Genomic DNA, 24,829 nt, shown 5'->3' with positions numbered 1-24,829 from the left:
CGCAGACCCTGTTCGACAGAGTTCGACAGACGCAAGGAGTCCATGGGCACGGGATGTCGTTCCCCTCGGGTGATGTGATCAGGACCACGGGGGGTTCGACAACTGCTGTGCGGTCGGCCGGTATCCCGCTCCTACAGGGCGTCGACGGCCGGAGGCCGGTCCGCGCGGGGGTCGGGCTGGAGCTCCATGGTGAAGGCCGCGCTCTGCAGGGTGCCCTCCCAGCCGCGCCAGACGTGCACGTGTACGGGCCTCTTGCTGCGCAGTCCACGCATGTCCCAGTCGGCCATCAGCTCGCGGACGACAAGGGCTGCAACGTACTCCGCGTCCTGGCCGGGGCTGTCGGTGGTCATCCTGCCGCGCCACTGGGCGGGGTGGACTCCGTACATGCGACACCCCTCGGAACCGCACGGTTCGTCCACCCGGTACACCCAGTGGGTCACCCCGCTCCTGGGCCCGGCTCCCTCGAGGAGTGCCGCGCGCCGGTACAGGTCGGTGCTGTTGTGCGGCAGGTCGGCCGGATGACCGTCGACACGCGGGCCGGCCAGGTGCCGTGCGACGGCCTCCCCGGCGAGCTGCGCGTAGAGCTGCATGGTCCACAGGTCCTGATCGGACGGACGGCCGGGCTGCGACGCGTGGGTCGAGATCACCCCGACCAGCCGCCCGGCGCGATCGACCAGCGGCGTCGACTGGACCGCGCGCACCCCTGCGGCACGGAAGGTCTTCTGGTGCGGGGTGAAGGCGGGGTCCTCGCGGACGTCGGGCGTGACTGCCTGGGCGCACTGCCGGGCGGCCCGACCGCAGACCGAGCGGTTGTCATGGACCACCGCGAAGTGGTCGAGGAACTCCTGCTTGAACCCCGACTGGGTGACCAGGACCAGGGAGTCGTCGAGGGGGTTCAGGAACTGGATGTTCCCGAACTCGGCGCCGATGAGCGTCATCGCTCCCTCGGCGATCCTCGGAAGTGCATCGCTCAGCCGGGCAACGTCGCGCAGCTCCGCGGCCTCGTCGTGCAGGTTCTTGAGCGCCGCCGGCTCATCCAGGCTGAGGGCGACCCACGCGGCGAGTTGGTCGGCTCTCTGCGTGACCGACACCTTGCGCGCCGACCGTGGCCGCACGGCACGGTAGGAAGCCGTCACCTGCTCGAGCGGCCCCACCAGGTTCTGGAAGTGGTTCATGCGCACCACAGCCTCGATCGGGTGCCTTGTGACGAGTTTACGTTTCCGTTGCCACGCTGCACAGGCCTCCAGGCCCTCTGAGCCGGGACGGGAACGCTGCAGTGGGCCCCGGAGGAGCAGGATGAGGCCGGACGGCATGTCTCTCTCAGCCGCTGGGAACGGTGGCACACCATGCGGTGACCCCGTGTGGCCACGTCACCCGCACTCTCGGTGTGCCCGCAGGTCAGAGCGCTTCCTTGTTCTCCTTGGCCGTCTCCCCCGACCTATGTACTGGAGGCAGGACACTCCACGGGAAGTTGATCCAGTCGTCGGTCCGCTTCCAGACGTACTCGCACTTCACGAGCGAGTGGGACTTCTCGTAGACCACAGCGGAGCGCACCTCGGCGACGGTGTCGAGGCAGAAGTCGCGCACGAGCTTCAGGGTCTTGCCGGTGTCGGCGACGTCGTCGGTGATCAGCACCTTCTTGTCGGAGAAGTCGATCACGTTGGGGACGGGCGCGAGCATGACCGGCATTTCCAGGGTGGTTCCCACACCGGTGTAGAACTCGACGTTCACGAGATGGATGTTCTTGCAGTCGAGGGCGTAGGCGAGCCCGCCGGCGACGAACACCCCGCCCCGGGCGATGCTGAGCACGATGTCGGGCTCGTACCCGTCGTCGGCGATGGTCTGCGCCAGCTCACGGATGGCGCCGCCGAACGCCTCGTAGGTCAGGTTCTCCCGCACGCCCTGCGTCTCGCTCATGCCTGTGCTTGCCCTCACACCTGGGTCCGATGGAAATTGACGTAGGACCGCGAGGCGGTCGGCCCGCGCTGCCCCTGGTAACGGGAGCCGTAACGGTCGCTGCCGTACGGGAACTCGGCGGGCGAGGTCAGCCGGAACATGCACAGCTGGCCGATCTTCATCCCGGGCCAGAGCTTGATGGGCAGCGTGGCGAGGTTGGACAGTTCGAGGGTCACATGCCCGCTGAAGCCGGGGTCGATGAACCCGGCGGTGGAGTGGGTCACCAGCCCGAGCCGCCCGAGCGAGGACTTCCCCTCCAGGCGCGAGGCGAGATCGTCGGGCAGCGTGATGACCTCGTACGTCGAGGCGAGCACGAACTCCCCGGGATGGAGAATGAACGGCTCGTCCCCTTCGGGCTCCACGAGCCGCGTCAGATCGGGCTGCTCGACCGAGGGGTCGATGTGCGGGTACCGGTGGTTCTCGAACACCCGGAAGTACCGGTCCAGCCGTACGTCGATGCTCGACGGCTGCACCATGGATTGGTCGTAGGGATCGATCCGTACCCGCCCGGCGTCGATCTCGGCCCGGATGTCCTTGTCTGAGAGAAGCACGTAGCGAGGATACGCAAGGCGCGCGGAGCCGTGACAATCGTGACGACTCAGCGCGCCCTGGCAACTGTCGCTGCGGCGTGCGCCGCGGCCCCCGTTACTGCTTCTTCTCCCGCGTCTCCTGTGTCTCCCGCGCCCCCTGCTTCGCTAACGCTTCTGCAGGGCGACCGGCACCACGCTGCGCAGCCGGGCGCACCCGGGACACCTCATGAGCCGACCGGGACCGAGTCGCTCGGCCTGCTGCATCGGGAACGAAGCGGCGCTGAAGACGTGCCCGTCCGCACAACGGACGACGGTGCGTTCCATCAAGTCCCTTTAGTCCCTTCCCCAAGACCCTCGTCGGGCGTACGACCCCTGACGACAAAAGCCACATTACGGGATCAAAGAGACGACTCTCCAGGCGGCACTCCGCCCCGCCCGGCCCCTCCCCAAGGCCTCCACCGTACGCCCCAACTCCGGCCGCCCGCAGCCGGATCCCGCCCCTGAAACAACCTCAGACCCCCGGGCCTGAGCACCGGGGGTCTGCGATGATGTACAGTGAGCAGCGTCCGGACATCGACTTGTCAAGGCTGGTCGGTCCGTACTTACGCGGGTGTAGTTTAATGGTAGAACATCAGCTTCCCAAGCTGAGAGCGCGAGTTCGATTCTCGTCACCCGCTCCATGAAGAAGGCCCAGGTCACAGACCCGGGCCTTTTTGCTGTGCGTGGTGATCACTCGCCGCGTGCCAGATTCGTGCCAGAAGGCTTGTCGACCGTCTTCTTGGCTGCCTCCGCCCGAGCCTTCCGGACGGTGGCGTCGAGGCCGTCGGCGGCCTCTTCCTGTCGATCGTCGCCGGAGTGCTGGTGGATCAGCGCGGCCTTCTCGGAGGACTGTCCGGCGCGGACCATCGTGTCCTTGAAGGTGGCGCCGGACCGGGTGGACAGAGTGTGTCCGGTGTGCCGGAGATCGCAGAACCGGAAGCCCTCCGGCATGCCGACAATCTCACGGGCCCTATGCCACTTCCGCCCGAAGGTGCTGTGGCGGAAGGGGGCGCCCTTCTCCCCGACGAAGATCAGCCCGTCCGGCCCTGGTCCGGCGTAGCTCTCCAGGTGCCAGCGCAGCTCCCGGCGGAGGAAGGCGGGAAGAATCACAGTCCGAGTTCCCGCTTCGCTCTTGGTGTCGCTCTGCACGCGTCGCCCAGCCACGGCTCGCCCGATCGCTCCAGCTGGATCGACCCTTCCTCGACTCGCCGCAGAACTCCCGCACACCTTCGCCCTGATCGACCCTCACCACGGCGCCGAGGGCATCACGCGCCAACTCGAAGAGTTGGTAAGCCACCTGGAGCCCGAGTCGATTGACCTCCTGGACATGGGCGGTGACATCCTCGCGCGAGGCGATGAGCCGACGCCGAAGAGCCCCCTTGCTGATGCCCTCACCTTGGCCGCGTGCTGCCAGGTGAACGCGCCTATCCGACTGCTGGTAGCCGGTCCCGGCCTGGACGGTGAACTCCCGGCAGACGACTTCCGCGGCTTGCTGGGTCCCGTCGTCCTCACCTTCACGACAGACGACGTGAAGTCGATCAGCTCTGCCCTGGACTGGCACCCTTCCGAGGCAACCGGGATGCTCGCGGCCACGGCGCAAGGAGTGCGGGGAACCTGCGAGGTACGGGATGCCGGCCTTCCCGTGCCGCTGACTGATGAGGGGCCGAGGGTCCATGAAGTCGACCTGGACGAGGCGTTGAGCCGCAACCAGCTCGCCCGCTCCATCATGACGACCACGACTCTGGACGAGGCCGAGGCATACAGCCGTGAAGACAAACCCCACGCGGCCGATTGAGTACAACTTTCTCTGCTGGTTCAAGGCGGATCGCTCCGCTCCCCGCGCGCGGCCCGGTCCCCGGCCGGGCCTGCGCTCTGTCTCCGCCCCGCTCCAGCCCGGCCGGCGCCCGTTCCGCGCGCACAGCGATCAGCAGCCTGATGCCAGAGAAGAGGTACGCCGTGGCCGGGGCGGTCGGCTCCGCGATCCTTTCGCACTCGACGGCAGCACTACGTGGGCCATTCTCATCCGGACTGGACGCTGGTCTGGGTTGAGCAGGCGGTTGTGCCAGTGGCTGTCGGGCGTGCCGGTAGGGGGTTCAGGGGTGTGCAGACGGGTGTGGCGACTCCGATGAGTTCGACCAGGCCGTTGCCGCCGGTGGGCGGGATGATCTTGGACCAGTTGTTGGCCAGCCAGACGTTGCCGGACTGGTCGAGCTGGACGGCGGTGAGGTGCTGGATGGACTTGCTGCGGTAGCCGTCGGGCGGCGACAGCACGGAGCCAGTTGAAGAGCCGGACGGGCACGCGCTGGTGTTCACGCCGCACAGGACGGAGACGGTGGGCGCGCCGAAGCCGGCCACCCAGACGCGGTCGGACCCGTCGATGGCCACGGACCAGGGGGCGATGGCCGTGGGGAGTTTGTGTACGCCTGTCACCTTTCCGTTGGACCCGATTTCGGTGACCGAGTTGCTGACGAAGCTCGGCACCCACACGTTGTTCTTGGAGTCGACGGCGAGGGCGAGGGGCCAGTCGAATGAGGCGTCCTTGATGGGCGAGAACGAGGTCGGCTTGAAGTCGGGTCCGATGACGGTGACGCTGCCGCCTACGTGGCCCTTGAGTACGCGTGTGTCGAGGTGTTTCGCCCCGTTGAGGCGCGCGTTGGACACCCAGGCCCGGCCGTAGCCGTCGATCTGGAGCGAGAACGGGTGGTCGAGTCCGCCCCCGGTGATGGTGATCGCCTTGGAGGGATCACCGTGGGGGTAGACGATGACGCTTCCCTTGCCGGGGTTGCCCTTGAGGCCGTAGAAGTTCGCGATCCAGACGTTGCCCCTCTGGTCGACCGCGGTGCCCTGGGGGTGGTTCAGGTCGCCGTTCTTGAATCCCGTGCTGGGCGACAGCGGCTTCCCGGCCGGCGAGTATTTCGCCATGGCGTCCCCGGCGTAGCTGGGCACCCAGACGAAGCCCTGGTGGTCGATGGCGAGGCCCCAGGCGCCCGCCTTCATGCCACCGCCGCTGATGGGACTGTTGAAAATGGGATTGCCCACGGGGTCCTGCACGGTGACGTAGGGGCTGGGGTTTCGTGTCCCGGGCAGCCAGTTGTTGGCAGCCCAGATGTTGCCCTTGGCGTCGACGGCGATCCGGCCGGGGGCGTAGACCTTCGGAGCGGTGTAGTGCAGCGCCAGGACCCAGGCCGCCGGGGCGGCGGTGAGCGCGGGGCTGTAGGTGTGTGCCTGCCCGGCCAGGGCGTACAGCTTGCTCGTGGCCAGTTTCGGGTTCCGGGCGAGGTTGGCCACCGCTTGGGCCGTGTCACCCGGTGTGCTGCCGCCCTGCGGCGTGGCCCACTGCAGCATGTCCTTGCAATGCCCAGTGTTCGCTCCCGGCGCGCAGAGCGAGATGAGGTTCGCCAGGGTACTGAGAGTGGCCAGGGTGTCGTTCTTGCTGCCGTTGTTCTGGTCGGTGACGACCTTGCCGGGCTTACCCGTTGCCGGGTCGGCGAGACTGTAGGACGTGGCTGCGGCGTTCTCCAGGCCGGGGCTCGGCCCGGTGACGCCACGCTGGTCGGTGAACTGGGCCAATGCGTACGAGGCGGCGACGGTGGTGAATTCGTTGACCGTGACAGCGGACTCGGAGCGCTGCGCGACGCCGCCCCTGGGGCCGAACCCCACGACGGAGCGCAGACGCAACGACCGGTCCCCAGCGGGCACGGCTTCGACGTAGAGCACGGAGCCTGTGCGCTGGCGGGGCCGGATCTGGAAGGCTCCGTTGGTGTCTGTCGTGGCGCGCCCCAGCGTCCGGACGTCCTGCCGGTCACCGGCGAAGAGTGTGACGCTGGCGTGGGACAGCGGCTTTCCCGCGCTGGTGACAGTTCCGTGCAACGGGGCCGGTGTGCCGGGGGGCGTGGCCGCCGGAAGTCCCGTCAGGGCCAAGGCCATGGTGGCCGATGCGGCAAGGGCGATGCCCGTGCGGTGTCGGGAGAACTCCGCCTTCCCAACGCCGCGCAAGGATCGCCGTGTTGCTCTGTGGAGGTGCATGGTGGAGGGAAGCAAGATCGGGCCTTTCGTCATGTCGGCACGGGGCAAAGCCTCCGTCCGCAGGACAGACATCTGACGCACCGACGGGTCTTGCTGAGCATTCGCAGGGAGCCGCGCTACCAGTGGCAGGCGCTCGGTGTGATCGTGGCCAGGGGGTGAGGGCTTCGGCGCGTCGGCTCTATGCGTCGCCGTTGTCGGGGTGGCGCAGCGTGAACCATCCGACCTTGCGGCCGGACAGCCAGATCAGACCCAAATACAGGTGTGGGCCGACCTGGCGGATCTCATCGCGAACGCTCCCGAACACCAGGGACGTGTTGGAGTAGTCGATGACGATGCACTCCTGGTCGTCCAGAAGGCTCGGGCCGGGCGCGACCATGGCGACGATGGAGAGAATGTCCATCGGTGTGAGCCGGTTGCTGAGATAGCCGTCAGGGCTGAAGACCTTGCCCCGCCACGCGAACAGATGCACCAGGCTGGCAAGCAGCCACGCCCCTTCAGGCCCTGCATCGGGGAAGATTGCCCGGCCCTCCATCGGGCCTTTGGGGATCTCGCCGGCCGGACTCCGGCGAAACAGTTCCTCAAGCCGCTTGTCGTCGGTCTTGAGCAGCTCAGCCTCTGTAGTCATCACGACCTTCCTCGGCCCGGCAACCCTTGTGTCCGTGGACTGGTCTGCAAGCACCAGTCCACGGGGCACGATCAGTGATCGTCTGCTCGGAAAGCGCCCAGCGAGGGAACCAGCTCAGACAGCGGGGAGGGCTCTGGGAATACGCGACGATGACCAGTCCCCCCACATGAGTCACCGTTGGCTTGTTAGCCCGCTGCTACCTTCATCGTGAACCCTTTCGACGCGGCTCACCACCGCTGGCAGCGGCGAGACGGGACCATCTCGGTTTCCGTCTCATTCATTGCCATGGTTGGCGCCGCAGGACGGACGTGCCAGACCCGTGCCAGGTCGTGCGGGGAACAACGGGGAACAGCGGTGACTCAGACAGCGGCCAGCTGGAAGCCGAGACGGCTCCGCCGCAGGTCAGCACAGCAATCGAACGTGGATCACCTTGCCTTCCCAAGCTGAGAGCGCGAGTTCGATTCTCGTCACCCGCTCCGGAGAGAAACCCCAGGTCAATGGCCTGGGGTTGGTTTGTTGTTGTCTAGGGCAATGGGGACGACGCCGTTGCCACGGTGGACGGCTGCAGCCCCCGGTCCGGCCAAAGGGAGGACTTGGCAGCTCATGCCCGCTTGGTCCCGGCCTGGCTGCGGCCCGGAGTGCCTAGGCTGGCACCGCTACGGAAGGACGGTGCCATGGAAGCTGACTCCCGGACCAGGGCCGCGATCGAGGAGCACTGGCGGGCCTCGGAACGCGGGGACACCGAAGCCGAGCACGCCATCTACGCCACGGACGCGATCCTGGACTACCCGCAGTCAGGTGAGCGGTTCCGGGGCCGCGCGACGATCTCCGCGCAACGTGGCGGCCACCCGGCCGACCGGCACTTCACCGTCCAGCGGATCACCGGCCATGCGAATCTGTGGGTGAGCGAATGCCTCATCACCTACGACGGTGTGCCTTCGTACTCGGTGAGCATCATGGAATTCGCTGACCAGCACGTGGTGCACGAGACGCAGTACTTCGCCGACCCCTTCGGCGCGCCGGCCTGGCGGGTCGCGCTCGCGGAGGCGATCCCTGGCCGGACCATCGCCGGAGCCTGATTCGTGGCCGCCTCGAGTCAACCGGTGACCAGCCTGTCGCTTTGCTGAAGTCCCAAGAACTCCTCTTGGGATGACTTCAAGCGCCTCCGGCAGATGAGCACACATGCCAAGGTGAGGAAGGCTGCATGGATGTCGTCGTGGACCTCCCGGCGGATCCGCAGCCGGCGGAACCAGTGCAGGTGGGCGAACGCGCGCTCCGCGCCCCAGCGTTGGGTGCCGAGGCCGGAACCGTGCTCTGTGTCGCGCCGGGCTGTCAGCGGTTGCACGCCGAGGTCCCGAGCCGGCCGACGGTATTTGTCATGGCCGTGTCCGCAGTCTGCTCGTACCCCTGCCCGGTGAGGGCCTCACGGACGGGGAAACCACAGGTGATCGACGACTCCGAGGCGGGCCGCTGCTTTCTCGACGCGGTCCGCGTCGAGCTGCCCGAGGAGGACGGCGTCCGGGTCCATCTGCCGCTGCTGGACGGCGGTGACCAGGTGGGGGTCATGGCGGTGACGCTGGACAGCGTCGATGACGACGACCGCCGCCTGCTGCTCCGGATCTCCGGCCTGGTGGCCGACCTGCTGGTGGCCAAGCACGGCTATTCCGACCTTTCTTCCGTGTCCGACGCGGTGAGGCGGTGAGCGCCGCCGCGGAGATCCAGTGATCCCTGCTGCCGCCGCTGACGGTGACCATGCCTCGGGTCGCTGTGGCCGGGATCCTGGAACCCGCCCATGACGTGGCGGCAGCAGCTTCGACCACGCCCTCAACGGCGACGTCCTCCACGTGGTCATGATCGATGCGGGCGGGAGACCGCCCTCAGGATCCCGGTGGGGGCCCTGCCGACGCGCGTCGGCAGGGCCCCCACCGCTGTGTCACCGTCCACTCGGAAAGCGCCGGCCGGGCAACGGGGCGGAGGCAGCGTCTCACCGGTCGAAGTGGATGAGATCTCCTACGGTCCATGCGCTGACGTCCTTGATCGCGACTCGGTACATGCCGCCCGTCTCCGGGATGCCGAGGCTGCCCTGCAGGATCCGAGCGAGATGAAAGTGCAGATGCGTGGGCGCCTCGCCACGACCGGGCCGGTTCCCTCGCGGACCGCGCGCAAAGACGTCCGAGAACGGGCCGAGACGGTCCGAGTCCTTCAGGACCTCCGCCACCCGCTCCCTCCACACGGCCTCCGGAGCCAGCCGGCCGGTGATGACGGCGCCGCCGACGACCACGGTCAGCGACATCTGATTGCTTCGCTCGGACTCCACAGCGGCGGAGATGGCGACGAGCAGCTCATCAGGGTTCGACATGACAGCACAGCTTATTCGGCCCACCCGTATCAGGAACCGCCCGTGGGGCTGAAGCAGTTGCGCGCTCGGCAGGAGGCGGCTTCCGCCGACCGGTGAGGCCCGATCGCGGCAGGCTTCTTCCATCACCAGAAGGGTGAAATCTACTTTTGCATGAGTAGATTTTCGTTCCTGACATGGGTACGCTCTTCTCGTAGACACGGTCGACGGGACCCGCCAGACACGAACTGGCGGGTGGCTTAATACGAAGTACGCAGGTCAGCGCGGCTCTCGAGCCTCGAAGCCAGTGTTCCCAGAACGGTGACGGGACTGAGAGCCGCACTGGGCGGCTCGCACGTCGAGGAGCTGCCAACAGCAGTACCGGTTCACTCAGTGGTTGGTTCAGAGAGGAACGGAGGAGCAGACGCCATCAGGATCGCCCGGCCCGAGAAGTACTCGGCCCGGGTACCGCAAGACCCCGGAATGGATGGTGGTCCCCGGTCAAGCAGCTGCGATCCCCCCGCACCCCCTCTGCCGGGCCGGGTAGCGGAAACAGAAGGTCGGCACAGCAGTAGGGCCGACAGATGGTGTTCAATTTCCTTCGGGGCCCTGGTGCCGTACGCACCAGGGCCCCTCGACGCGTTGCACAACGAGGTGACATGACATCGGACAACCCCCTTCATGATCGTCTGGACGACGACGACTACCCCGCGTACACGATGGGCCGGGCAGCCGAGATGCTCGGCGCCACCCCGGCCTTCCTCCGGGCCATCGGTGAGGCTCGTCTGATCACTCCGCTCCGCTCGGAGGGAGGACATCGCCGGTACTCCCGCTACCAACTGCGGATCGCCGCGCGCGCCCGGGAGCTCGTCGACAAGGGGACTCCGATCGAGGCCGCGTGTCGCATCGTCATCCTCGAGGACCAGCTCGAGGAAGCGCAGCGCATAAACGCCGAGTACCGTCGCGCCGCCGGCGAATCGGCGGACCGTGCCGGCTCCGACTCCGCCTGAACACGCGGGCGCGTGCCGTATCCGGAACGCCGTCTTGCGGCCGAAGGAGAGCACGGCTCGGAAGGTCGCCGGTCCGCTGCTGCCGAACCGACGCCGCCCTCGCCTCCGGGAGGCGCACCCCGCCGGAAGGGCTGTGCACTCGCCAAGGGTCCCCGGGCATGTCGACGCAGACAGCGGCGCCAAGCGCAGAGCCCGTTCGCGCAAGCGCTTCGGCCGGTGTCCTTCAACGCCGTGCCCACAGCGTGCCCACAAGAGCGGACGACCAGGGTCACCAGCGGTACCAACCGGCCCGCGCAACGGCGCAGGCTTTGCACGTGATCCGTCGTGGGCGGTGCGCAAGCCGCTCGCCGGAGCGGGCACTTGACCGCCGAGGGCCCTGCGTCGGAGCGGGAGATCGTCGGGACGTACCCGGACGCCCTGGAGCGGCCCAACAGGCGTGCGGCCCGGAAGTCCCGTCGGTCGCGGGTGAGAATCGCGTCCGTGTCGTAGTCGGCGGCGAGCCACGCTCACCGCATCGGCGAGGCCGAGGGCCGACGCCCCAGAAGCGGGGCAACCTGGTGACAGAGACGAGAAAGTCAGGTTTCCGTGGCGTAAGAGGCTGGTGAAGATCAACGGGCTGGAAGTACTATCAGCCGCTTCGTTGATGCCACCCCCCTCAGCATCTTCACCACAGGAGACATGAGTGTCCTCTGCCCCCAGAGGCGGGAAACACCGTCGCCGGGCCCGGATAGCCGTACCCGCCGCTGCCGCCACGCTGCTTCTCGGCGGCGCCGGTGCGTTCCTCATGGCGCCCGCCAACGCGGCATCACTGCCGACGGACATCGGCGTCACGGGCCACGGCAGCGTCGGCAAGTCGCAGCTCACTGCCCGGGTGCACGGCGCGCTCACCGCGCCGGCCGCCAACACCCCCGCCGTCCTGCGACCCGCCGCGAGCACCGGAGCGTCGTCCGGCACCACCACCAGCCCCAAGCCGCAGCCGTCGTCCTCCGGCACCGCCGGCACGCAGATCATCGGCGGCACGACCACCAGCATCTCCACAGCCCCGTGGATGGTGCAGCTGTGGTACTACGACGACAAGGGCACCACCGACACCAGTGACGACGTCGGCTTCTTCTGCGGCGGCACCGTCGTGTCGCCCACGAAGATCCTCACCGCCGCGCACTGTGTCTCGGGCTACGACTGGCACGCCAACGGTTCCATCGTCTACGGGACCGACCAGCTGCCGACCACCGACTCGTCGACCAACACCACCGACCTCCACGGCGGCACGGTGACGGGCGTGTGGCGGCAGTGGAACGCCCCTTCGTTCAAGATCACATCGAGCGGCACCGCCGTCAACGACGTCGCCGTGCTGACGCTGCCCAACCCGATCAGCGCCAAGCCGCTGCCCATCACCACCTCCGACGACACCACGTCGTACAAGGCGGGCACCCAGGCACAGATCTACGGCTGGGGGCGCACCAGTTCCACCAGCCAGGACATCTCGCAGACCCTGCGCAAGGCCACCGTGCCGGTGAACGGCGACTCGACCTGCTCGAGTTATTACGGCGGCGACTTCGTGGCGGGCGCCATGACCTGCGTCGGTGCGTCGGCCAGCGGCTCCGACAGCGGCACGGTCGCCACCTGCAACGGCGACTCCGGCGGCCCGCTGGTCGTCGGCGGGCGCGTCGTCGGCGTCGTGTCGTGGGGCGTGCAGGACTGCGTGAGCCAGGGCTCCTACAGCGTCTTCACCAAGCTGAGCACGTACGTCGGGGCGGCCGAACCGCGCATCGACGACACCGACCTGAGCGGTGACGGCCGCGCCGACATGTTCGCGATCGCGTCCAACGGCCAGGGATACGAGTACGACTCACGCGGCAAGTCCTTCGGGTCCCGGGTGTCGCTCGGCGACTGGAGCGGGGTCAACCTGGTGCGCCAGGCCGACCTGGACCGCGACGGCTACGCCGACCTGCTGGTACGCACCACCGACGGCAGCCTGTACTGGCAGCACTACAACCTGTCCACCGGCAACACCGAGGTCAGCGCGCTCGGGTCCGGCTGGAACGGCATGAAGGTCATGCTCGTGCCCGGCGACGTCACCGGTGACGGCTACCAGGACCTGCTTGCCGTTGACTCCAGCGGCAACATCTGGCTCTACCCGGGCACCGGCCACGGCAACTTCGGCTCGCGCGTCAAGCTCGGCTACGGCTGGAACATGTACGGCGCCAACGTCTTCGGCAAGGGCGACTTCACCGGCGACGGCAAGCTCGACCTGCTCGCCCAGGACTCCTCCGGGAACCTGTGGCTGTACAAGGGCACCGGCAACAAGTCGGCCCCGCTGGCCTCCCGCGTGAAGATCGGCTACGGCTTCCACTACACCGCGTACGTGATGAACGGGGACATGACCGGCAACGGCCACTCCGACCTGATCGCCCGCGACAGCAGCGGCAACCTGTGGCTGTACGAAGGCACGGGCGACGTCTCGCACCCGCTGGCCTCCCGCGTCAAGATCGGCTACGGCTACAACGGCTACCGGCTGAGCTGACCGGTCCTCCGGCGGGAGGTCGAACCCGCCACCCGGACGACGGGCCCGCGTGCATCCTCACCAGAGCGCACGCGGGCCCGTTCGCCCAGCACCCCGGCCAACCAGGCGCTGCCCGCAGAGCCCCGACGGCCTCCGCCGGGCCATGCCCCAAGAGTCCCCGCAGCCCGCTGTCCCGGACCCGCCGGAAGGTGAACCGGGGCCGAGCGTTGCCTGCTGCGAGGAACGCGACAGCCAACCCCTACCAGGCACACACTTCGCCGGTCGTCCTGTGCGCTCGCCATGGTCCTCCGATCTGGGCCTCCGAACCGGCATGCTGCTGCACGCGTTCGACACGGACCACGTCGTCGAAGCCGGCGGCCACCTCGCGCTGCCGCTCGCCCGCGTGCTGACAGATTCGCGCGGCGGGGGCCCTTGACGACGTTGCTGTCGAAGCAGCGGTTTCGCCATGACGACGAGCTGTGGCCCAGGTGAACTCAGCGCCTTCACGCAGGCGGGCAGCTTCTTCACGTCGGCGCTCACCCGCAGAAGGTCCTCAACCACTACGGCAACGTGGCCCATCTTCAGGACTGTCTGGCCGATCGCCTCCCCCAGCTCCTGCCCAAGGACGCGGAAATGTCCGCTTGGGAGGTCACCGCGCTGATCGCCGGCGTCCTGTTGCACGAGACGGCCCGGGCCGAGCGGCCGAGCCGGGCCGCGGGCCGGCCCTCCGTCCGCACCGGCGGTGTCGGGCTCAGCCGGAGGAGCCGTACGGCGCTGTAGCGGATGCGCCGTCGTGTCGGCCGTGCGGCCGGGTACTCGCAGGAGGACCATCGGGGCACCGGCGTCTTCATGACCGGGGCCGGGGCCCCGGCGGCGGTCTGGTCCGTGCAGGAAGGGCGGCGGCGTGATGGACGGCTTGAAGCCCGGCGCAGAGCACGAACGGCCGCTGCCGGCAGCGAAGCCGCAGCTGTGGCAGCAGGTCGTCGAGCAGCTGGGTACGGCCGTCGCCGTGATCGACTCGGCCGGGCGGATCGCCGCGGTCAACCCGGCCGCCGAGCAGCTGCTGGGGCGCGCGGCAGCGACGATGTGCGGGCAGGACCTGCACGACCTGTGCCACCGGGACCCGGGAGGCGCCCGGATCCCCCGAGAGCGCTGCCCGCTGCTGCGGGCACTGGCCGAGGGGCGTTCGGCGCGCGGGGACGACGACAGGTGCCTGCGGGGTGACGGACGGCTGGTCCCGGTCTCCTGGTCGACCTCGCCCCTGACCGACGACGACGTCTGCGATGTCTCCGGCGTCGTCCAGGGCATGGTCGTACTCATCCACGAGACCGCGGCGGGCCACGGTGCCCGTCAGGAGCAGGCGGAACGCGTGGAACAGAGGGAGCGTGCGGAACAGGCGGAGCAAGCCGCTCGTACGAGCGCTCTGGAGAGCCTCGCCGAGCGGTTGACCCTCGTGGCGGAGATCACCGACGTACTCGGTCAGACCCTGGAGGTGGACGAGGCCCTTGCCCGGTTGAGCCGGCTCCTGGTTCCCCGTCTCGCCGACTGGGCGGTGGTGGACCTCCTGGTCGGCCCCCGTCAGGTGCACCGGGTGGCGGTGACCGGGCCCGAGGGCCGTGACGCCGGGCAAGAGGACTGGCAAGGTCAACTTCCGCCGCCGGCCGAGGAGTCGGCCCGTTCGCCCCTGGTCCAGGTACTGCACGGAGCCGGTCCCGTCGTACAGGACCGGGCGGACCTGGAGGTACCGCCCGACTCCCCGCCGGCCGCCGTTCACAGCGCCTTCCTCAAAGCGGCCGGCGCGGCATCCGTCATCACGGTGCCGCTGGGCACCAGACGGCAGGTCACCGGCGCCCTGACCCTGGTGCGGACCGACCCGGCGCGTCCCTTCGGCACCGGCGATGTGGACGTGGCGAGCGACATCGGCCGCCGGGTGGGCCTCGTCATCGACAACGCCCGCCGGTTCGGCCGGCAGCGTGCGGTCGCCGAGGCCATGCAGCGCAACCTCCTCCCCCCGCTGCCCGAGCACGGCCGGATCCAGCTGGCCGCCCGGTACCAGCCCGCTCCGGCCGGCTCTCAGGTCGGTGGCGACTGGTACGACGCGTTCACACTGCGGGACGGCACGCTCGCGCTGGTCATCGGCGACGTCGTGGGCCACGATCTGACCGCCGCGGCCGGTATGGCGCAGTTGCACGGCATCCTGCGCTCCCTCGCCTGGGACCGCACCGAGCCGACCGGCGCCATCGTTGACCGTCTCGACACCGCCATGCACGCCATCACCAGCGTGTCGATGGCCACCCTCGTCCTCGCCCGGGTGGAAGGACCGGACACCGGCCCCTGGACACTGCGCTGGACCAGCGCCGGGCACCCGCCGCCCCTCTTGCTGACCCCCGACGGAAACGCGCAGTACCTCGAAGCCGGGCAGGGACTCATCCTCGGAACCCACCTGGACGCCGGCGGTCACCGGCCGAGCGCCGCCCACGTCCTGCCGCCGGGGTCCACGCTCCTGCTCTACACCGACGGCCTGATCGAAGTGCCCGGCAGCGACCTGGACAGCGGGCTCGGCCGGCTGCGCCGCCACGCCCTCGCCCTCGCCCACGAACCGCTGGAGACCCTGTGCGACCAGCTGTCCGCCCGGATGCCCCCCGGCAGCACCGACGACATCGCCCTCCTCGCCCTGCGCCTGCCCGAGGCCGAGACGACGGCGACACGTACGGTGCTCACCTCTCCGGAGCCGGCACCAGAACCCGGAACGGGCCGGGCAACAGGTGGGTAAGGGGGTCGTCTGCGGCGCTCCGCCACCCCCGGGACCGCTGCGTCTCGAGCACCCTGCGGTCCCGGGCGTCCACCAGCGTGACGCCGGGCGCGGCAGTGCGCGGTCATGGGGCGGACCCTGCCCCGGGTCGCGGACGAGGACCGCTCCCGTGTCGTCGATCTCCGGGAGCGGCACCGGTGCCGGAGCCGGTGCGCGCAGTGCCCTCGGTCTCTCCACCGCACTCCGGCCGGACCGCCGGTCGGCCGCGGTACGCACGGCCGCCCTTACCCGGCATACCCTTCAGGAGAGGGGTGCCGTGGAAACACACCGCAGCCCCGTCACCGTCGCTCGGCGGCCCGGGCAACGACCGCGTTCCGGTGTGTACCCGTCGCCCGCCAGGAGGTCCGTATGGAGCACGAGCCCTTGCCCTCCGAGAGTCACGCCGAGGTCCGCATCGTGGCCGCGACCCCAGAGGTCGCCCGGCGCGTGGCCGACGTCCTCCGCCGCTGCTTCGCCTCGACCGAGCAGCGCAGCTACCCCGCCGGCCACGAAGGAGGGACCCGGCTCCACCTCACCCTCGACACCGCGAACGCCGCGGAACCCGCACGGTCCTGGCTCTCGACCAGTACATCGACAGAGCAGGCACGAACACACGCCGACGAGGTGTGACCCGGGTCCCTGAGGCACGGTGATCCACCGTCGCGTCCATACCCACGCGGCCGGCAAACACCTCGGAGAACGACAGCCATGACGAAACTCCGCGAACGCAAGAACAACCGGAAGGCGGTCCTGGAATCCCTGTACGGGGCCGTCGAGCACAACCGCCTCGAGATCAGCGGATCGGTGCTCCGCGCCGAGCTGGACCTGCCCGACGAGGACCTCTCCGCCGCGTGCGTCTACCTGGCCGACGAGGGCCTGATCCACGTGGACTGGACCTCGCACCGGACCCCGGCCGCCGTCTCGCTGACACACGTCGGTGTCCGCCTGATGGAAGAGCTGGAGGAGGAGCAGGACGAGCACGACGACTTCGCGAGCTGAGTACGCCGGCCGGACACAGGATATCTGCCACGGCGGGACCACATGTCCGTGCCCGCTGGAGTTAGGGTTGTCGCACGAGGCAGATGGCACCGCAGGCGGATGGCGCCGAGTCCTTCGCAGCACGGGCGCCAGGCACGCCCGGCTCCCTCGCCGCGTCCCCGAAACGAAGGTGCTATGCCCGCTGAGAACACCCCTGTCGCCGACAACCTCGACGACGACGACTATCCCGCCTTCACCATGGGGCGGGCCGCCGATGTCCTCGGCACCACCCCCGCCTTCCTCAGGGCCGTCGGCGACGCCGGGCTGATCACTCCGCTGCGTTCGGAAGGCGGCCACCGCCGGTATTCCCGTCGCCAGTTGCGTGTCGCCGCCCGCGCCCGGGAGCTGGTCGACCAGGGCACCCCCGTCGAGGCCGCGTGCCGCATCGTCACCCTGGAGGACCAGCTCGACGACGCCCTCCGGATGCACCGGGAAATGCGCCGGGAGCCGGACGAGCACCGTGCGGATACCTAGTCCCGCCGACACAGAAATGCACACTCCAGCGGGATGACAATTGCCGGACGAGCCCAGAAAAGCATGGCCTTCGCGACTCGCCCTGTGTTAGCGTGATAGCAGTTGCAGTTTTGGTTGCCAGAGATTTTTTCTTTGCAGAGCTTTCCGGGATCCTTCCGGAGGGGTGATCATCGCGGCGACTCGGCTCCGTAAAGTGCGGAGTCCGGCACTGCCCCTCAAGGGAGATTCAATATGGCATCTGGCACCGTGAAGTGGTTCAACGCGGAAAAGGGCTTCGGCTTCATCGAGCAGGAGGGTGGCGGCGCTGACGTGTTCGCCCACTACTCGAACATCATCAGCAACGGTGGCTTCCGCGAGCTTCAGGAAGGCCAGAAGGTTAGCTTCGACGTCACGCAGGGCCAGAAGGGCCCGCAGGCCGAGAACATCGTTCCCGCCTGACGCTGACGCGAATCGTCGCGAGCCACGGGTTCGCGCACATGTGGCTGGGGCCCGCGCTCTTGGGGTGCGGGCCCCGGCCTATTTCTTTCTACTCCCGTAGGACCGCGAGGAACCTGGGGAACGTCAACCCGAGGTCTTCGGATTTCACTCGGCTCATTCCTGTGATTCCCCCTCAAGGAATTCCTCGATACGTGCCGCATCGAGGAAGGCCCCGTCGTGGACCGAACCCGTTCCGCCAGCTCCGGTCGTTCCAGCCGCTTTCGGGCGCAGGAAGGGCACCGTCGACATTCCGGTCCGGGCCCCCGGCACAAGAGCGGTCAACGAGCACGCCCCGGCGCACGCCGACAGGAGTTCGCCCTGCCGGTCACCCTCACCGAGCCGCTGCCCCCGGTCGAGACGTTCGCCGAACTGGACCTGCCCGCACGGCTGCTGGCCGCGCTCGGCACCGAGGGCGTGGCCGTTCCCTTCCCGATCCAGGCCGCCACCCTGCCGAACGCGCTGGCGGGTCGGGACGTCCTGGGCCGGGGGCGTACGGGCTCGGGCAAGACGCTCGCCTTCGGCCTGCCGGTACTGGCCCGCCTCGACGGGCAGCGGGCCCAGCCCGGACAACCGCTCGCCCTGGTCCTCGTCCCCACCCGGGAACTGGCCCAGCAGGTCACCGACGCGCTCACCCCGTACGCCCGCGCGCTGCGCCTGCGGCTCACCACCGTGGTGGGCGGCATGCCGATCGGCCGGCAGGCGAGTGCGCTGCGCGGCGGTGCAGAAGTCGTCGTCGCCACGCCCGGCCGCCTCAAGGACCTCATCGAGCGAGGAGCCTGTCGGCTCGACCAGGTCGCCGTCACCGTCCTGGACGAGGCCGACCAGATGGCCGACATGGGCTTCATGCCGCAGGTGACCGCACTCCTCGACCAAGTCCCGGCCCGCGGCCAGCGGTTGCTGTTCTCGGCCACTCTGGACCGCAACATCGACCTCCTGGTGCGCCGCTACCTCCACGATCCCGTGGTGCACTCGGTCGACCCGTCCGCGGGAGCCGTCACCACCATGGAGCACCATCTGCTGCACGTGCGCGACGCCGACAAGGACACCGCCGCGACCGAGATCGCCGCCCGCGACGGACGCGTGATCATGTTCCTGGACACCAAGCACGCGGTCGACCGGTTCGCCCAGCACCTGCTGTCCGTCGGGGTACGTGCCTCGGCCCTGCACGGCGGCAAGTCCCAGCCGCAGCGCAACCGGACACTCGCCCAGTTCAAGGACGGCCACGTCACGGCCCTGGTGGCCACCAACGTCGCGGCCCGCGGCATACACGTCGACCACCTCGACCTCGTCGTGAACGTCGACCCTCCCGGCGACCACAAGGACTACCTCCACCGCGGCGGCCGTACCGCCCGGGCCGGCGAGTCCGGCACCGTCGTCACCCTCGTCCTGCCGCACCAGCGCCGCGCCGTGGACCGTCTGATGGCCGACGCCGGCATCACTGCGAGCACCGCCCTGATCCGCCCCGGCGAGGCCGAACTACAGCGCATCACCGGCGCCCGTACCCCCTCCGGCGTTCCCGTCACCCTCACCGCGCCGGTCGGCGGACGAAGCGAGGGCAGACGCGAGGGCAAGGGATCCGCCGGCCGCAACCGCAGGGGCCGGGCCGCCGCCCGCGCCCGTCGCTCCGCCCCGAGGAACACCCCGTAGCCGCCCGTACGGGGATGCACTCCCAGCAGTCAGGCAGATCCGTCGCCCGTACCGCCCGCCCCGACGAAGAGGAGAAGCCCTTGACGCAACATCCGCCCCGAACGCAGCAGGCCGGCAGCGCCGACTGCATCGCTCTGACCGCCCGCGACGCCATGCACGCTCCCGGGCCCCAGGTCGACGACCAGATGACGGTCGACGTCGCCCTGTCCGTGCTCATCGGTGCCCGTGTCCCGCACCTGCTCCTCCAGGACGAGGACGGACGGTGCGCGGGACTGGTCACCCGGGCCCAGCTCGCCGGGCACCGCGGCGGCTCGTGGTACAGCGACCGGACCCGGCTGCGGGACATCCCGCTCGACCGCGGACCGTTCACCTCGTCCGTCGCCGCACTCGGAGAGGCGCAGGCCGCCATGCGGGTCCGGACCCTGGACGTGTCCCCCGTGATCGACGAACACGGCTACGCCCTGGGCATCCTCGCCCTCATGTCCTGAGCCATCACCCCTGACCGTTCTGTGGAGGCATCCATGCGCTGTGTCATCGCGCGTTTCCCCTTCGACCTGACCAAGATCGAGGTCGAGCAGTCGATGAGCGGCATCACACCCGAACCCGCCACCGGCCTGTGCGTGACCATCGACCGCCGCGTCTACCCCGTGATGCAGGTCGGGGAAGTGATCACCCGGCAGAACCGCCGCGACTTCACCTCGGTCGAGATGCACCGGGCACTGACCCGCCTCGGCTTCACCTGCCACGACGCGCGCCCGCTCACCCCGGACCGGGCCGCGCGAGCCGACGAGCGTGCCCTCGGTTGGTGACGTCCGGGAGCGCGAGTTCGATTCTCGTCACCCGCTCCATGAAGAAGGGTTCGAGGTGTGCTGCACGACCGACGGCGCTACGAAAGCGCCCTCGCAGGTCCGCCGAAGAGGGCCTACGGCCCGTGGACCTGTGTCGGTGTGCGGCTCGCGGGAATTGCCGCGGGCCCGCTCCGCGTTGCCGCGAGCATGACGACGAATGCGCCGCAGCCCGAGGTGTTGCGATACACAGCCTTCTCCACCGACCCCGACGGCGGTAACCCCGCCGGCGTCGTTCTGGACGCCGGTGCCCTGGACGACGGCGACATGCTGGCCATCGCCGCCGACCTCGGATACTCGGAGTCCGCGTTCCTGACCGCGCCCCCCGAGGGCCTCGGCGGACAGGAGGGACGGGCGTACAGCATCCGTTACTTCAGCCCCCGGGCCGAGGTGCCGTTCTGCGGGCACGCCACCGTCGCGACCGCCGTCGCGCTCGCCGAGCGGACCGGCACCGGGGAGCTGGTGTTCGCGACGCGCGCCGGAACCGTGCCGGTGGAGGTGGCCGAGGAGGACGGGACCGTCAGGGCCACGCTCACCAGTGTCGAGCCGCACATCGAGGAGATCGCCGACGCCGACCTCGAGGAGGCACTCGCCGCGCTCGACTGGCCGGCCGCCGACCTCGACCCGGCCTTCCCGCCCCGCGTCGCGTTCGCCGGTGCCCGCCATCTCGTCCTCGCGGCGGCGACACGCACGCGCCTCGCGGATCTCGCGTACGACTTCGCCCGCCTCGAGGCCCTGATGCACCGCTTGGACCTGACCACGGTCCAGTTGGTGTGGCGGGAGTCGGCCACCGTCTTCCATGTCCGTGACCCGTTCCCCGTCGGCGGCGTCGTCGAGGACCCGGCAACGGGCGCCGCAGCCGCCGCGTTCGGTGCGTACGCCCGTGAACTCGCCCTGGTCCCCGAGGATGCCGTGCTGACCCTGTACCAGGGCGAGGACCTGGGCCGCCCCGGCGAACTGACGGTGACCCTGCGCTCGGGAGACCCGCGCGTCCGTGTCGGCGGCGCGGGAACGCGCATCGGCTGACGGGCCGGCCGTTCTCCCCGCTCGGCACCGGGCCTCCCCCTGCGGCGGCTGCTCAGAACAGGCCGTTGCCGCACGGCAGTTTCGCCGGGACCGGGACGATGACGTCCCGGTGCTCGACGATCCTGCCGTCGGCGGCCTCGGGGTTGTGCTGGAAGTAGGTCTCGGTGGAGATGTAGTCGGTCAGCACCGAGTGGTCGGCGCCGTGGCGGCTTCCGGGAGGAACAGGGCTGATCACGCTCAGGTGCCCGGCTGCCGGGTGCGGGTACTCGCCGCAACCATGCGTGTGCCCCCGACCTGGAGCGGCCGCATCATCTCGTTGTCCTCGTGCTCGAGGATGTGGCAGTGCCAGACGAAGCGGCCGGGAAGATCGAACCGGGCCTTCACCCGGGTGATTTCTCCCGCATACGCGATCACGGTGTCCGTGGAGCCGCGCTCCCAGGTCTCCGGCGGAACCGGTGATCCGTTGAACGGTTGCCGGTTCACCACCTCGAACTGCACCTGGTGGATGTGGATCGGGTGGGCGTCCACCGTGAAGTTGTGCAGCTCCCAGATTTCGGTCGCGTTCAGCCTCGGGTTCTCGGTGACCGGATCGGCCCAGCGGAGCTGTACGGGGTTGCCGGCGGAGTCGACCGTGCCGAGCAGGTCCAGGACCGGTGTGTCCAGCGGCACTTGGGGCCTTGTGGAGGCCACCTCGCCGAGGGCCAGCCGACGGGTGACGCTCGCCGAGCCGAGCGGCCTGGTCCCGGGCAGCCGGAGCCTGTCCGGCGGAACACTCCTGTCCCTGCCCGCCGACGGGCCGACCACGAACTTCATCACCTGCCCGGTGGTGGCCGGATCCGCCACGGGGAAGTCCACGCCGGGTTCGCCCCGCCCGAAGGGCTGGTCCGCTCCCTCGTTGACGAGGAACAGCTCGGTGCCTTCCGGGATCCCGGTGAAGTCGACGATGACGTCGGCCCGCTCCGCGTTGGCCAGCAGCAGCCGCTCCCGCCGTACCGGTGCCGGCAGCAGCCCTCCCTCGTTGCCGATCTGCCAGAACGGTACGGCCGACCGCGCCGGCCGGGCGGTCGGGCTGTCCGCGATCTTCAGGATCAGGAAACGGGCGTCGCAGCCGTTGAGGAGGCGCAGTCGGTAGCGACGAGGTTCGGCCTCGAGCTTCGGCCAGGTCCGGCCGTTGACCACCATGGTGCCGGCGAAGAACTCGGGGTTCCAGATGGGGGGCACATCAGTGGTGGGCGTGTACGGCCCCGTGAACCCGTCGAAGAACTCCCGGCTCGCCGGATAGAACAACGAGCCGTCCGGGTTGAACGAGCGGTCCTGGATGACCAGGGGGATCTCGTGGTACCGGGTGCCCGGCGGATCACCCAGGGCGGGAGCCGGTCCGGGCAGGACCCCCTTGGGCAGGTCGCACTCGCCGCCGCGCAGCAGATAGAACCCGACGAGGCCGGCGTAGACGTTGAGCCGGCTCATGCCCAGGGTGTGATCGTGGAACCAAAGGGTCGCCGCCCGCCGGTCGTTGGCGTACCGGTGGATCGCGGTACCCGGCTCCCACGCCACACCGCGCTCACGGGCGGACTTCTCCCGGAACGCGTCGTGGAACGAGCCCGCGGTGGCGAACCCGGAAGGAATGTCGTTCGCGCGTGGCAGGTACCACGCCTCGGGGTAGCCGTCGCTCTCCTCGGTGGAATGCCCGCCGTGCAGGTGAGTGACGATCGGCACGGGACCGGTGTACGGATCCGGCGTCGTCGTGAACGTCGGCTGGGAATCCCGCCCGGCCCTGCCGCCCGGCGGGTTCGCCCAGTGCAGGGTGGGGTCGACCGCCAGCAGGTGCGGGCGGAACCGGCCCTGATCGTCGACGAGATCGTTCACCCAGGTGACACGGACGGGCCGGTCGACCCTGGCCTCGATGGTGAACGACGGGAAGCTGAACGTCCGTTCGTCTTCGAGCGAGCCGTATCCCCACACCGTGGTGGACGGCAGAGTGGGCGGCAGGACCTGCTGGCTGAACTGCCGGACACCGATGACGTACGTGTCGGCGCCGTCCTCCCGGGCAGGGCGAGCCGGCGGCATCACCGGCGGGATCACCAGGTCGGTGACGTATTTCGGGATGGTCGTGGGGTCCAGCACGGGAACCCTGAACCTGCCGGCCGCCCCGGCCCTGCGGGCCACCGCGGTTCCGTTCGAGAGCGCCACCGCCCCATGGGGTTCGGAGAGGAACACGGCCGCCCCGCCGAGGGACCCGGCTACGAGCAGATCTCTTCGTCCGATCACTTCTCCGCCTTCTGCAGCCCGAAGCCGTTGGCCCATTACCCGCGTGATGTTATGCATCACATACCGTGTGAAACGGTTGGATATCACTCGTGTCGTCCGGCTGTTGAGGACGGGCGGACGCTGCAGCCCCCGTCGGCGCCTGCACCATGCACGGAAGCACGCGCCTCACCGCGGAGTCAGCAGCCGCGGTCGGACCGCCCGTGCGTACCGGTCGTCCGGCTCGGCGAAGGCCGCACGCCCGCCTGCCCTGATGCGCGCGCAACTCCTCGTTGCGCGCGTCGGAGTGGCAGGCCGCCTGTCCCGCCGGTCATCCGGCCGCGGCGCGCAGCTGCGGGCCCGTGACGGACAGCCGGCCGCCGAACTGGGCGGCCTGCCGAACGGTTACCGCGACCAGCGTGATCGTGCGGGCCGGAGTGGCCGGGTGCGAGAGCCAGTGCGGTACGGCGTCGGGGGTGAGGGTGACCGTGCGGTGCGCGGGGAGCGGGCCGCCGGTGAGGCGCGTGAGCGTACCGGACAGCCTGCGGACGTAGAGGGTCACGACGCCGTCGGCGCCCTGGCCCCCGAAGGTGGACGTGGTCGTGGGCCCGGCTCGAAGACGCGTCGCCGTGCGGCCCCGGCCCGCGGACAGATCGAGGCCGACGGCGTCCAGCGACCGTACGGTGAACTTGAGCGCCCGGACGGTCCCGGCCGCGGTGCGCACCCTGACCACCCCGCGGAACCTCGCACCGCGCAGGACGAGCCGGTCGGCGCGCAGCACCCAGGAGACCTTCGCGGGGCGGGCCGGGGGCAGGTCGAGCGGTGCGGCGGCCGGCGGCGAGGAGACGTGCGCGCTCGCTCGCCCGGTCGCTCGCGCCGTCGCTCGCACGGTCCTTCTCGTCGGCCACGGGGTGTGCGCGGTCGCAGGACCGGCGTCGCGCTGTGACGGCGAGGTACCGGGCGTTTCCGGGGCGGTGCTCGGGGGCGTCGGCATGCCGCTCACCGGCGCCGGGCTGATGTCCTCGGGCGTCGGCACACCGGACGCCCCCGCCGTGGGACCGGCTGCCGCACCGGAGCCGGGCAGCGGGCCGGCCGCCCGCGCTGCGGCGAGGTGCAGGGCCAGCGGCACCGAGGCCACGGCCAGCGCGCAGGCAAGAGGCCACGGCAGGCGGCCGACGACGACGGCCGCGTGGCCCGTCGTTCTCGTACGGCCCAAGGGCTTGTGCCCGGGTTCGCGCGCGCGGGAGTGCACGCTCCGGCTGC

The 24,829-nt window shown here is 69.6% G+C and carries 23 protein-coding genes, 1 tRNA gene and 3 pseudogenes; 16 read left to right on the top strand and 11 right to left on the bottom strand.

The features are described from left to right. Positions 1 to 131 precede the first annotated feature (131 nt). The 3 genes from GQF42_RS23755 to dcd all read right to left on the bottom strand — a co-directional run bounded on the left by GQF42_RS23755 (position 132) and on the right by dcd (position 2,507). The gene (locus GQF42_RS23755; RefSeq protein ID WP_158923031.1) at positions 132 to 1,175 is read right to left on the bottom strand and encodes a GAF domain-containing protein; all 1,044 of its coding nucleotides are present in this window, start codon (positions 1,173 to 1,175) and stop codon (positions 132 to 134) included. Positions 1,176 to 1,398: 223 nt separating this feature from the next. Beyond that, the gene (locus GQF42_RS23750) at positions 1,399 to 1,917 is read right to left on the bottom strand and encodes a phosphoribosyltransferase (RefSeq protein WP_158923029.1); all 519 of its coding nucleotides are present in this window, start codon (positions 1,915 to 1,917) and stop codon (positions 1,399 to 1,401) included. A gap of 14 nt (positions 1,918 to 1,931) precedes the next feature. After that, positions 1,932 to 2,507 (bottom strand): dCTP deaminase, encoded by a 576-nt coding sequence (gene dcd, locus GQF42_RS23745; RefSeq protein WP_158923027.1) that lies wholly within the window; start codon positions 2,505 to 2,507, stop codon positions 1,932 to 1,934. A 585-nt stretch (positions 2,508 to 3,092) separates the two neighbouring features. On the opposite strand from dcd, the gene GQF42_RS23740 reads away from it, so the two are divergent. Continuing rightward, positions 3,093 to 3,166 (top strand) — tRNA-Gly (locus tag GQF42_RS23740). 49 nt (positions 3,167 to 3,215) lie between these two features. Here the strand turns inward: GQF42_RS23740 and GQF42_RS23735 are convergent. Then, positions 3,216 to 3,683: pseudogene (locus tag GQF42_RS23735) on the bottom strand (tyrosine-type recombinase/integrase); the annotation flags it as partial. On the opposite strand from GQF42_RS23735, the pseudogene GQF42_RS23730 reads away from it, so the two are divergent. Further along, a pseudogene (locus GQF42_RS23730) lies at positions 3,682 to 4,296 on the top strand (DUF1152 domain-containing protein); the annotation flags it as partial. The pseudogenes GQF42_RS23735 and GQF42_RS23730 overlap by 2 nt on opposite strands. 248 nt (positions 4,297 to 4,544) lie before the next feature. Here GQF42_RS23730 and GQF42_RS23725 read toward each other — a convergent pair. Together GQF42_RS23725 and GQF42_RS23720 are read right to left on the bottom strand one after the other, a co-directional pair. Next, positions 4,545 to 6,395, bottom strand: coding sequence for a hypothetical protein (locus GQF42_RS23725; RefSeq protein WP_233273440.1), 1,851 nt, complete (start codon positions 6,393 to 6,395; stop codon positions 4,545 to 4,547). 334 nt (positions 6,396 to 6,729) lie between these two features. Then, positions 6,730 to 7,176, bottom strand: coding sequence for a hypothetical protein (locus GQF42_RS23720; RefSeq protein ID WP_233273439.1), 447 nt, complete (start codon positions 7,174 to 7,176; stop codon positions 6,730 to 6,732). A 674-nt stretch (positions 7,177 to 7,850) separates the two neighbouring features. On the opposite strand from GQF42_RS23720, the gene GQF42_RS23715 reads away from it, so the two are divergent. Both GQF42_RS23715 and GQF42_RS45015 read left to right on the top strand, forming a co-directional pair. Further along, on the top strand, positions 7,851 to 8,255 hold the full coding sequence (locus GQF42_RS23715) for a nuclear transport factor 2 family protein (protein ID WP_158923021.1): 405 nt from the start codon (positions 7,851 to 7,853) through the stop codon (positions 8,253 to 8,255). 125 nt (positions 8,256 to 8,380) lie between these two features. Further along, on the top strand, positions 8,381 to 8,878 hold the full coding sequence (locus GQF42_RS45015) for a GAF domain-containing protein (protein WP_199273177.1): 498 nt from the start codon (positions 8,381 to 8,383) through the stop codon (positions 8,876 to 8,878). Between the two features lie 282 nt (positions 8,879 to 9,160). Here the strand turns inward: GQF42_RS45015 and GQF42_RS23705 are convergent, their stop codons facing one another. Next, a complete protein-coding gene (locus GQF42_RS23705) occupies positions 9,161 to 9,535 on the bottom strand; it encodes a hypothetical protein (RefSeq protein ID WP_031172494.1) in 375 nt (124 codons plus the stop codon). 635 nt (positions 9,536 to 10,170) lie between these two features. Here GQF42_RS23705 and GQF42_RS23700 point away from each other — a divergent pair. Next, positions 10,171 to 10,521 (top strand): MerR family transcriptional regulator, encoded by a 351-nt coding sequence (locus GQF42_RS23700; RefSeq protein WP_158923019.1) that lies wholly within the window; start codon positions 10,171 to 10,173, stop codon positions 10,519 to 10,521. A gap of 384 nt (positions 10,522 to 10,905) precedes the next feature. Here GQF42_RS23700 and GQF42_RS47305 read toward each other — a convergent pair. Continuing rightward, positions 10,906 to 11,049, bottom strand: a pseudogene (locus GQF42_RS47305) (VapC toxin family PIN domain ribonuclease); the annotation flags it as partial. 154 nt (positions 11,050 to 11,203) lie between these two features. On the opposite strand from GQF42_RS47305, the gene GQF42_RS23690 reads away from it, so the two are divergent. The 11 genes from GQF42_RS23690 (at position 11,204) to GQF42_RS23640 (ending at position 21,322) form a co-directional block, all read left to right on the top strand. Then, entirely contained in the window at positions 11,204 to 13,045 is a 1,842-nt protein-coding gene (locus GQF42_RS23690) for a trypsin-like serine protease (protein ID WP_158923017.1), read from the top strand. Between the two features lie 612 nt (positions 13,046 to 13,657). Beyond that, the gene (locus tag GQF42_RS23685) at positions 13,658 to 13,804 is read left to right on the top strand and encodes a hypothetical protein (RefSeq protein WP_158923015.1); all 147 of its coding nucleotides are present in this window, start codon (positions 13,658 to 13,660) and stop codon (positions 13,802 to 13,804) included. Between the two features lie 127 nt (positions 13,805 to 13,931). Continuing rightward, a complete protein-coding gene (locus GQF42_RS23680; RefSeq protein ID WP_158923013.1) occupies positions 13,932 to 15,797 on the top strand; it encodes a SpoIIE family protein phosphatase in 1,866 nt (621 codons plus the stop codon). A gap of 387 nt (positions 15,798 to 16,184) precedes the next feature. Further along, positions 16,185 to 16,445, top strand: a complete 261-nt coding sequence (locus GQF42_RS23675; RefSeq protein ID WP_158923011.1) for a hypothetical protein — start codon at positions 16,185 to 16,187, stop codon at positions 16,443 to 16,445. Between the two features lie 78 nt (positions 16,446 to 16,523). Then, on the top strand, positions 16,524 to 16,814 hold the full coding sequence (locus tag GQF42_RS23670) for a hypothetical protein (RefSeq protein ID WP_158923009.1): 291 nt from the start codon (positions 16,524 to 16,526) through the stop codon (positions 16,812 to 16,814). A 174-nt stretch (positions 16,815 to 16,988) separates the two neighbouring features. After that, positions 16,989 to 17,327, top strand: coding sequence for a helix-turn-helix domain-containing protein (locus GQF42_RS23665; protein WP_158923006.1), 339 nt, complete (start codon positions 16,989 to 16,991; stop codon positions 17,325 to 17,327). 231 nt (positions 17,328 to 17,558) lie between these two features. After that, a complete protein-coding gene (locus tag GQF42_RS23660; protein ID WP_020943091.1) occupies positions 17,559 to 17,765 on the top strand; it encodes a cold-shock protein in 207 nt (68 codons plus the stop codon). A gap of 216 nt (positions 17,766 to 17,981) precedes the next feature. After that, on the top strand, positions 17,982 to 19,451 hold the full coding sequence (locus GQF42_RS23655; protein WP_199272767.1) for a DEAD/DEAH box helicase: 1,470 nt from the start codon (positions 17,982 to 17,984) through the stop codon (positions 19,449 to 19,451). Between the two features lie 80 nt (positions 19,452 to 19,531). Continuing rightward, positions 19,532 to 19,939 carry a CBS domain-containing protein gene (locus GQF42_RS23650; RefSeq protein WP_158923004.1) on the top strand — a complete coding sequence of 136 codons (408 nt, stop codon included), beginning with the start codon at positions 19,532 to 19,534 and terminating at the stop codon, positions 19,937 to 19,939. 33 nt (positions 19,940 to 19,972) lie between these two features. Then, positions 19,973 to 20,260 carry an SCO5918 family protein gene (locus GQF42_RS23645; protein WP_158923002.1) on the top strand — a complete coding sequence of 96 codons (288 nt, stop codon included), beginning with the start codon at positions 19,973 to 19,975 and terminating at the stop codon, positions 20,258 to 20,260. A 186-nt stretch (positions 20,261 to 20,446) separates the two neighbouring features. After that, a complete protein-coding gene (locus GQF42_RS23640; RefSeq protein WP_158923000.1) occupies positions 20,447 to 21,322 on the top strand; it encodes a PhzF family phenazine biosynthesis protein in 876 nt (291 codons plus the stop codon). A gap of 52 nt (positions 21,323 to 21,374) precedes the next feature. Here the strand turns inward: GQF42_RS23640 and GQF42_RS23635 are convergent, their stop codons facing one another. From GQF42_RS23635 to GQF42_RS23625, 3 genes are all read right to left on the bottom strand, one after another. Next, positions 21,375 to 21,557 carry a hypothetical protein gene (locus GQF42_RS23635; protein WP_158922998.1) on the bottom strand — a complete coding sequence of 61 codons (183 nt, stop codon included), beginning with the start codon at positions 21,555 to 21,557 and terminating at the stop codon, positions 21,375 to 21,377. 2 nt (positions 21,558 to 21,559) lie between these two features. Further along, on the bottom strand, positions 21,560 to 23,590 hold the full coding sequence (locus tag GQF42_RS23630) for a multicopper oxidase family protein (protein WP_158922996.1): 2,031 nt from the start codon (positions 23,588 to 23,590) through the stop codon (positions 21,560 to 21,562). A 307-nt stretch (positions 23,591 to 23,897) separates the two neighbouring features. Continuing rightward, a complete protein-coding gene (locus GQF42_RS23625; RefSeq protein ID WP_158922994.1) occupies positions 23,898 to 24,818 on the bottom strand; it encodes a hypothetical protein in 921 nt (306 codons plus the stop codon). Positions 24,819 to 24,829: the final 11 nt, after the last annotated feature.

This window comes from Streptomyces broussonetiae (assembly GCF_009796285.1).
Classification (GTDB): Bacteria; Actinomycetota; Actinomycetes; order Streptomycetales; family Streptomycetaceae; genus Streptomyces; species Streptomyces broussonetiae.
Note: the sequence above shows the minus strand (reverse complement) of the source record. Positions and strands in the feature narration are given on the sequence as shown.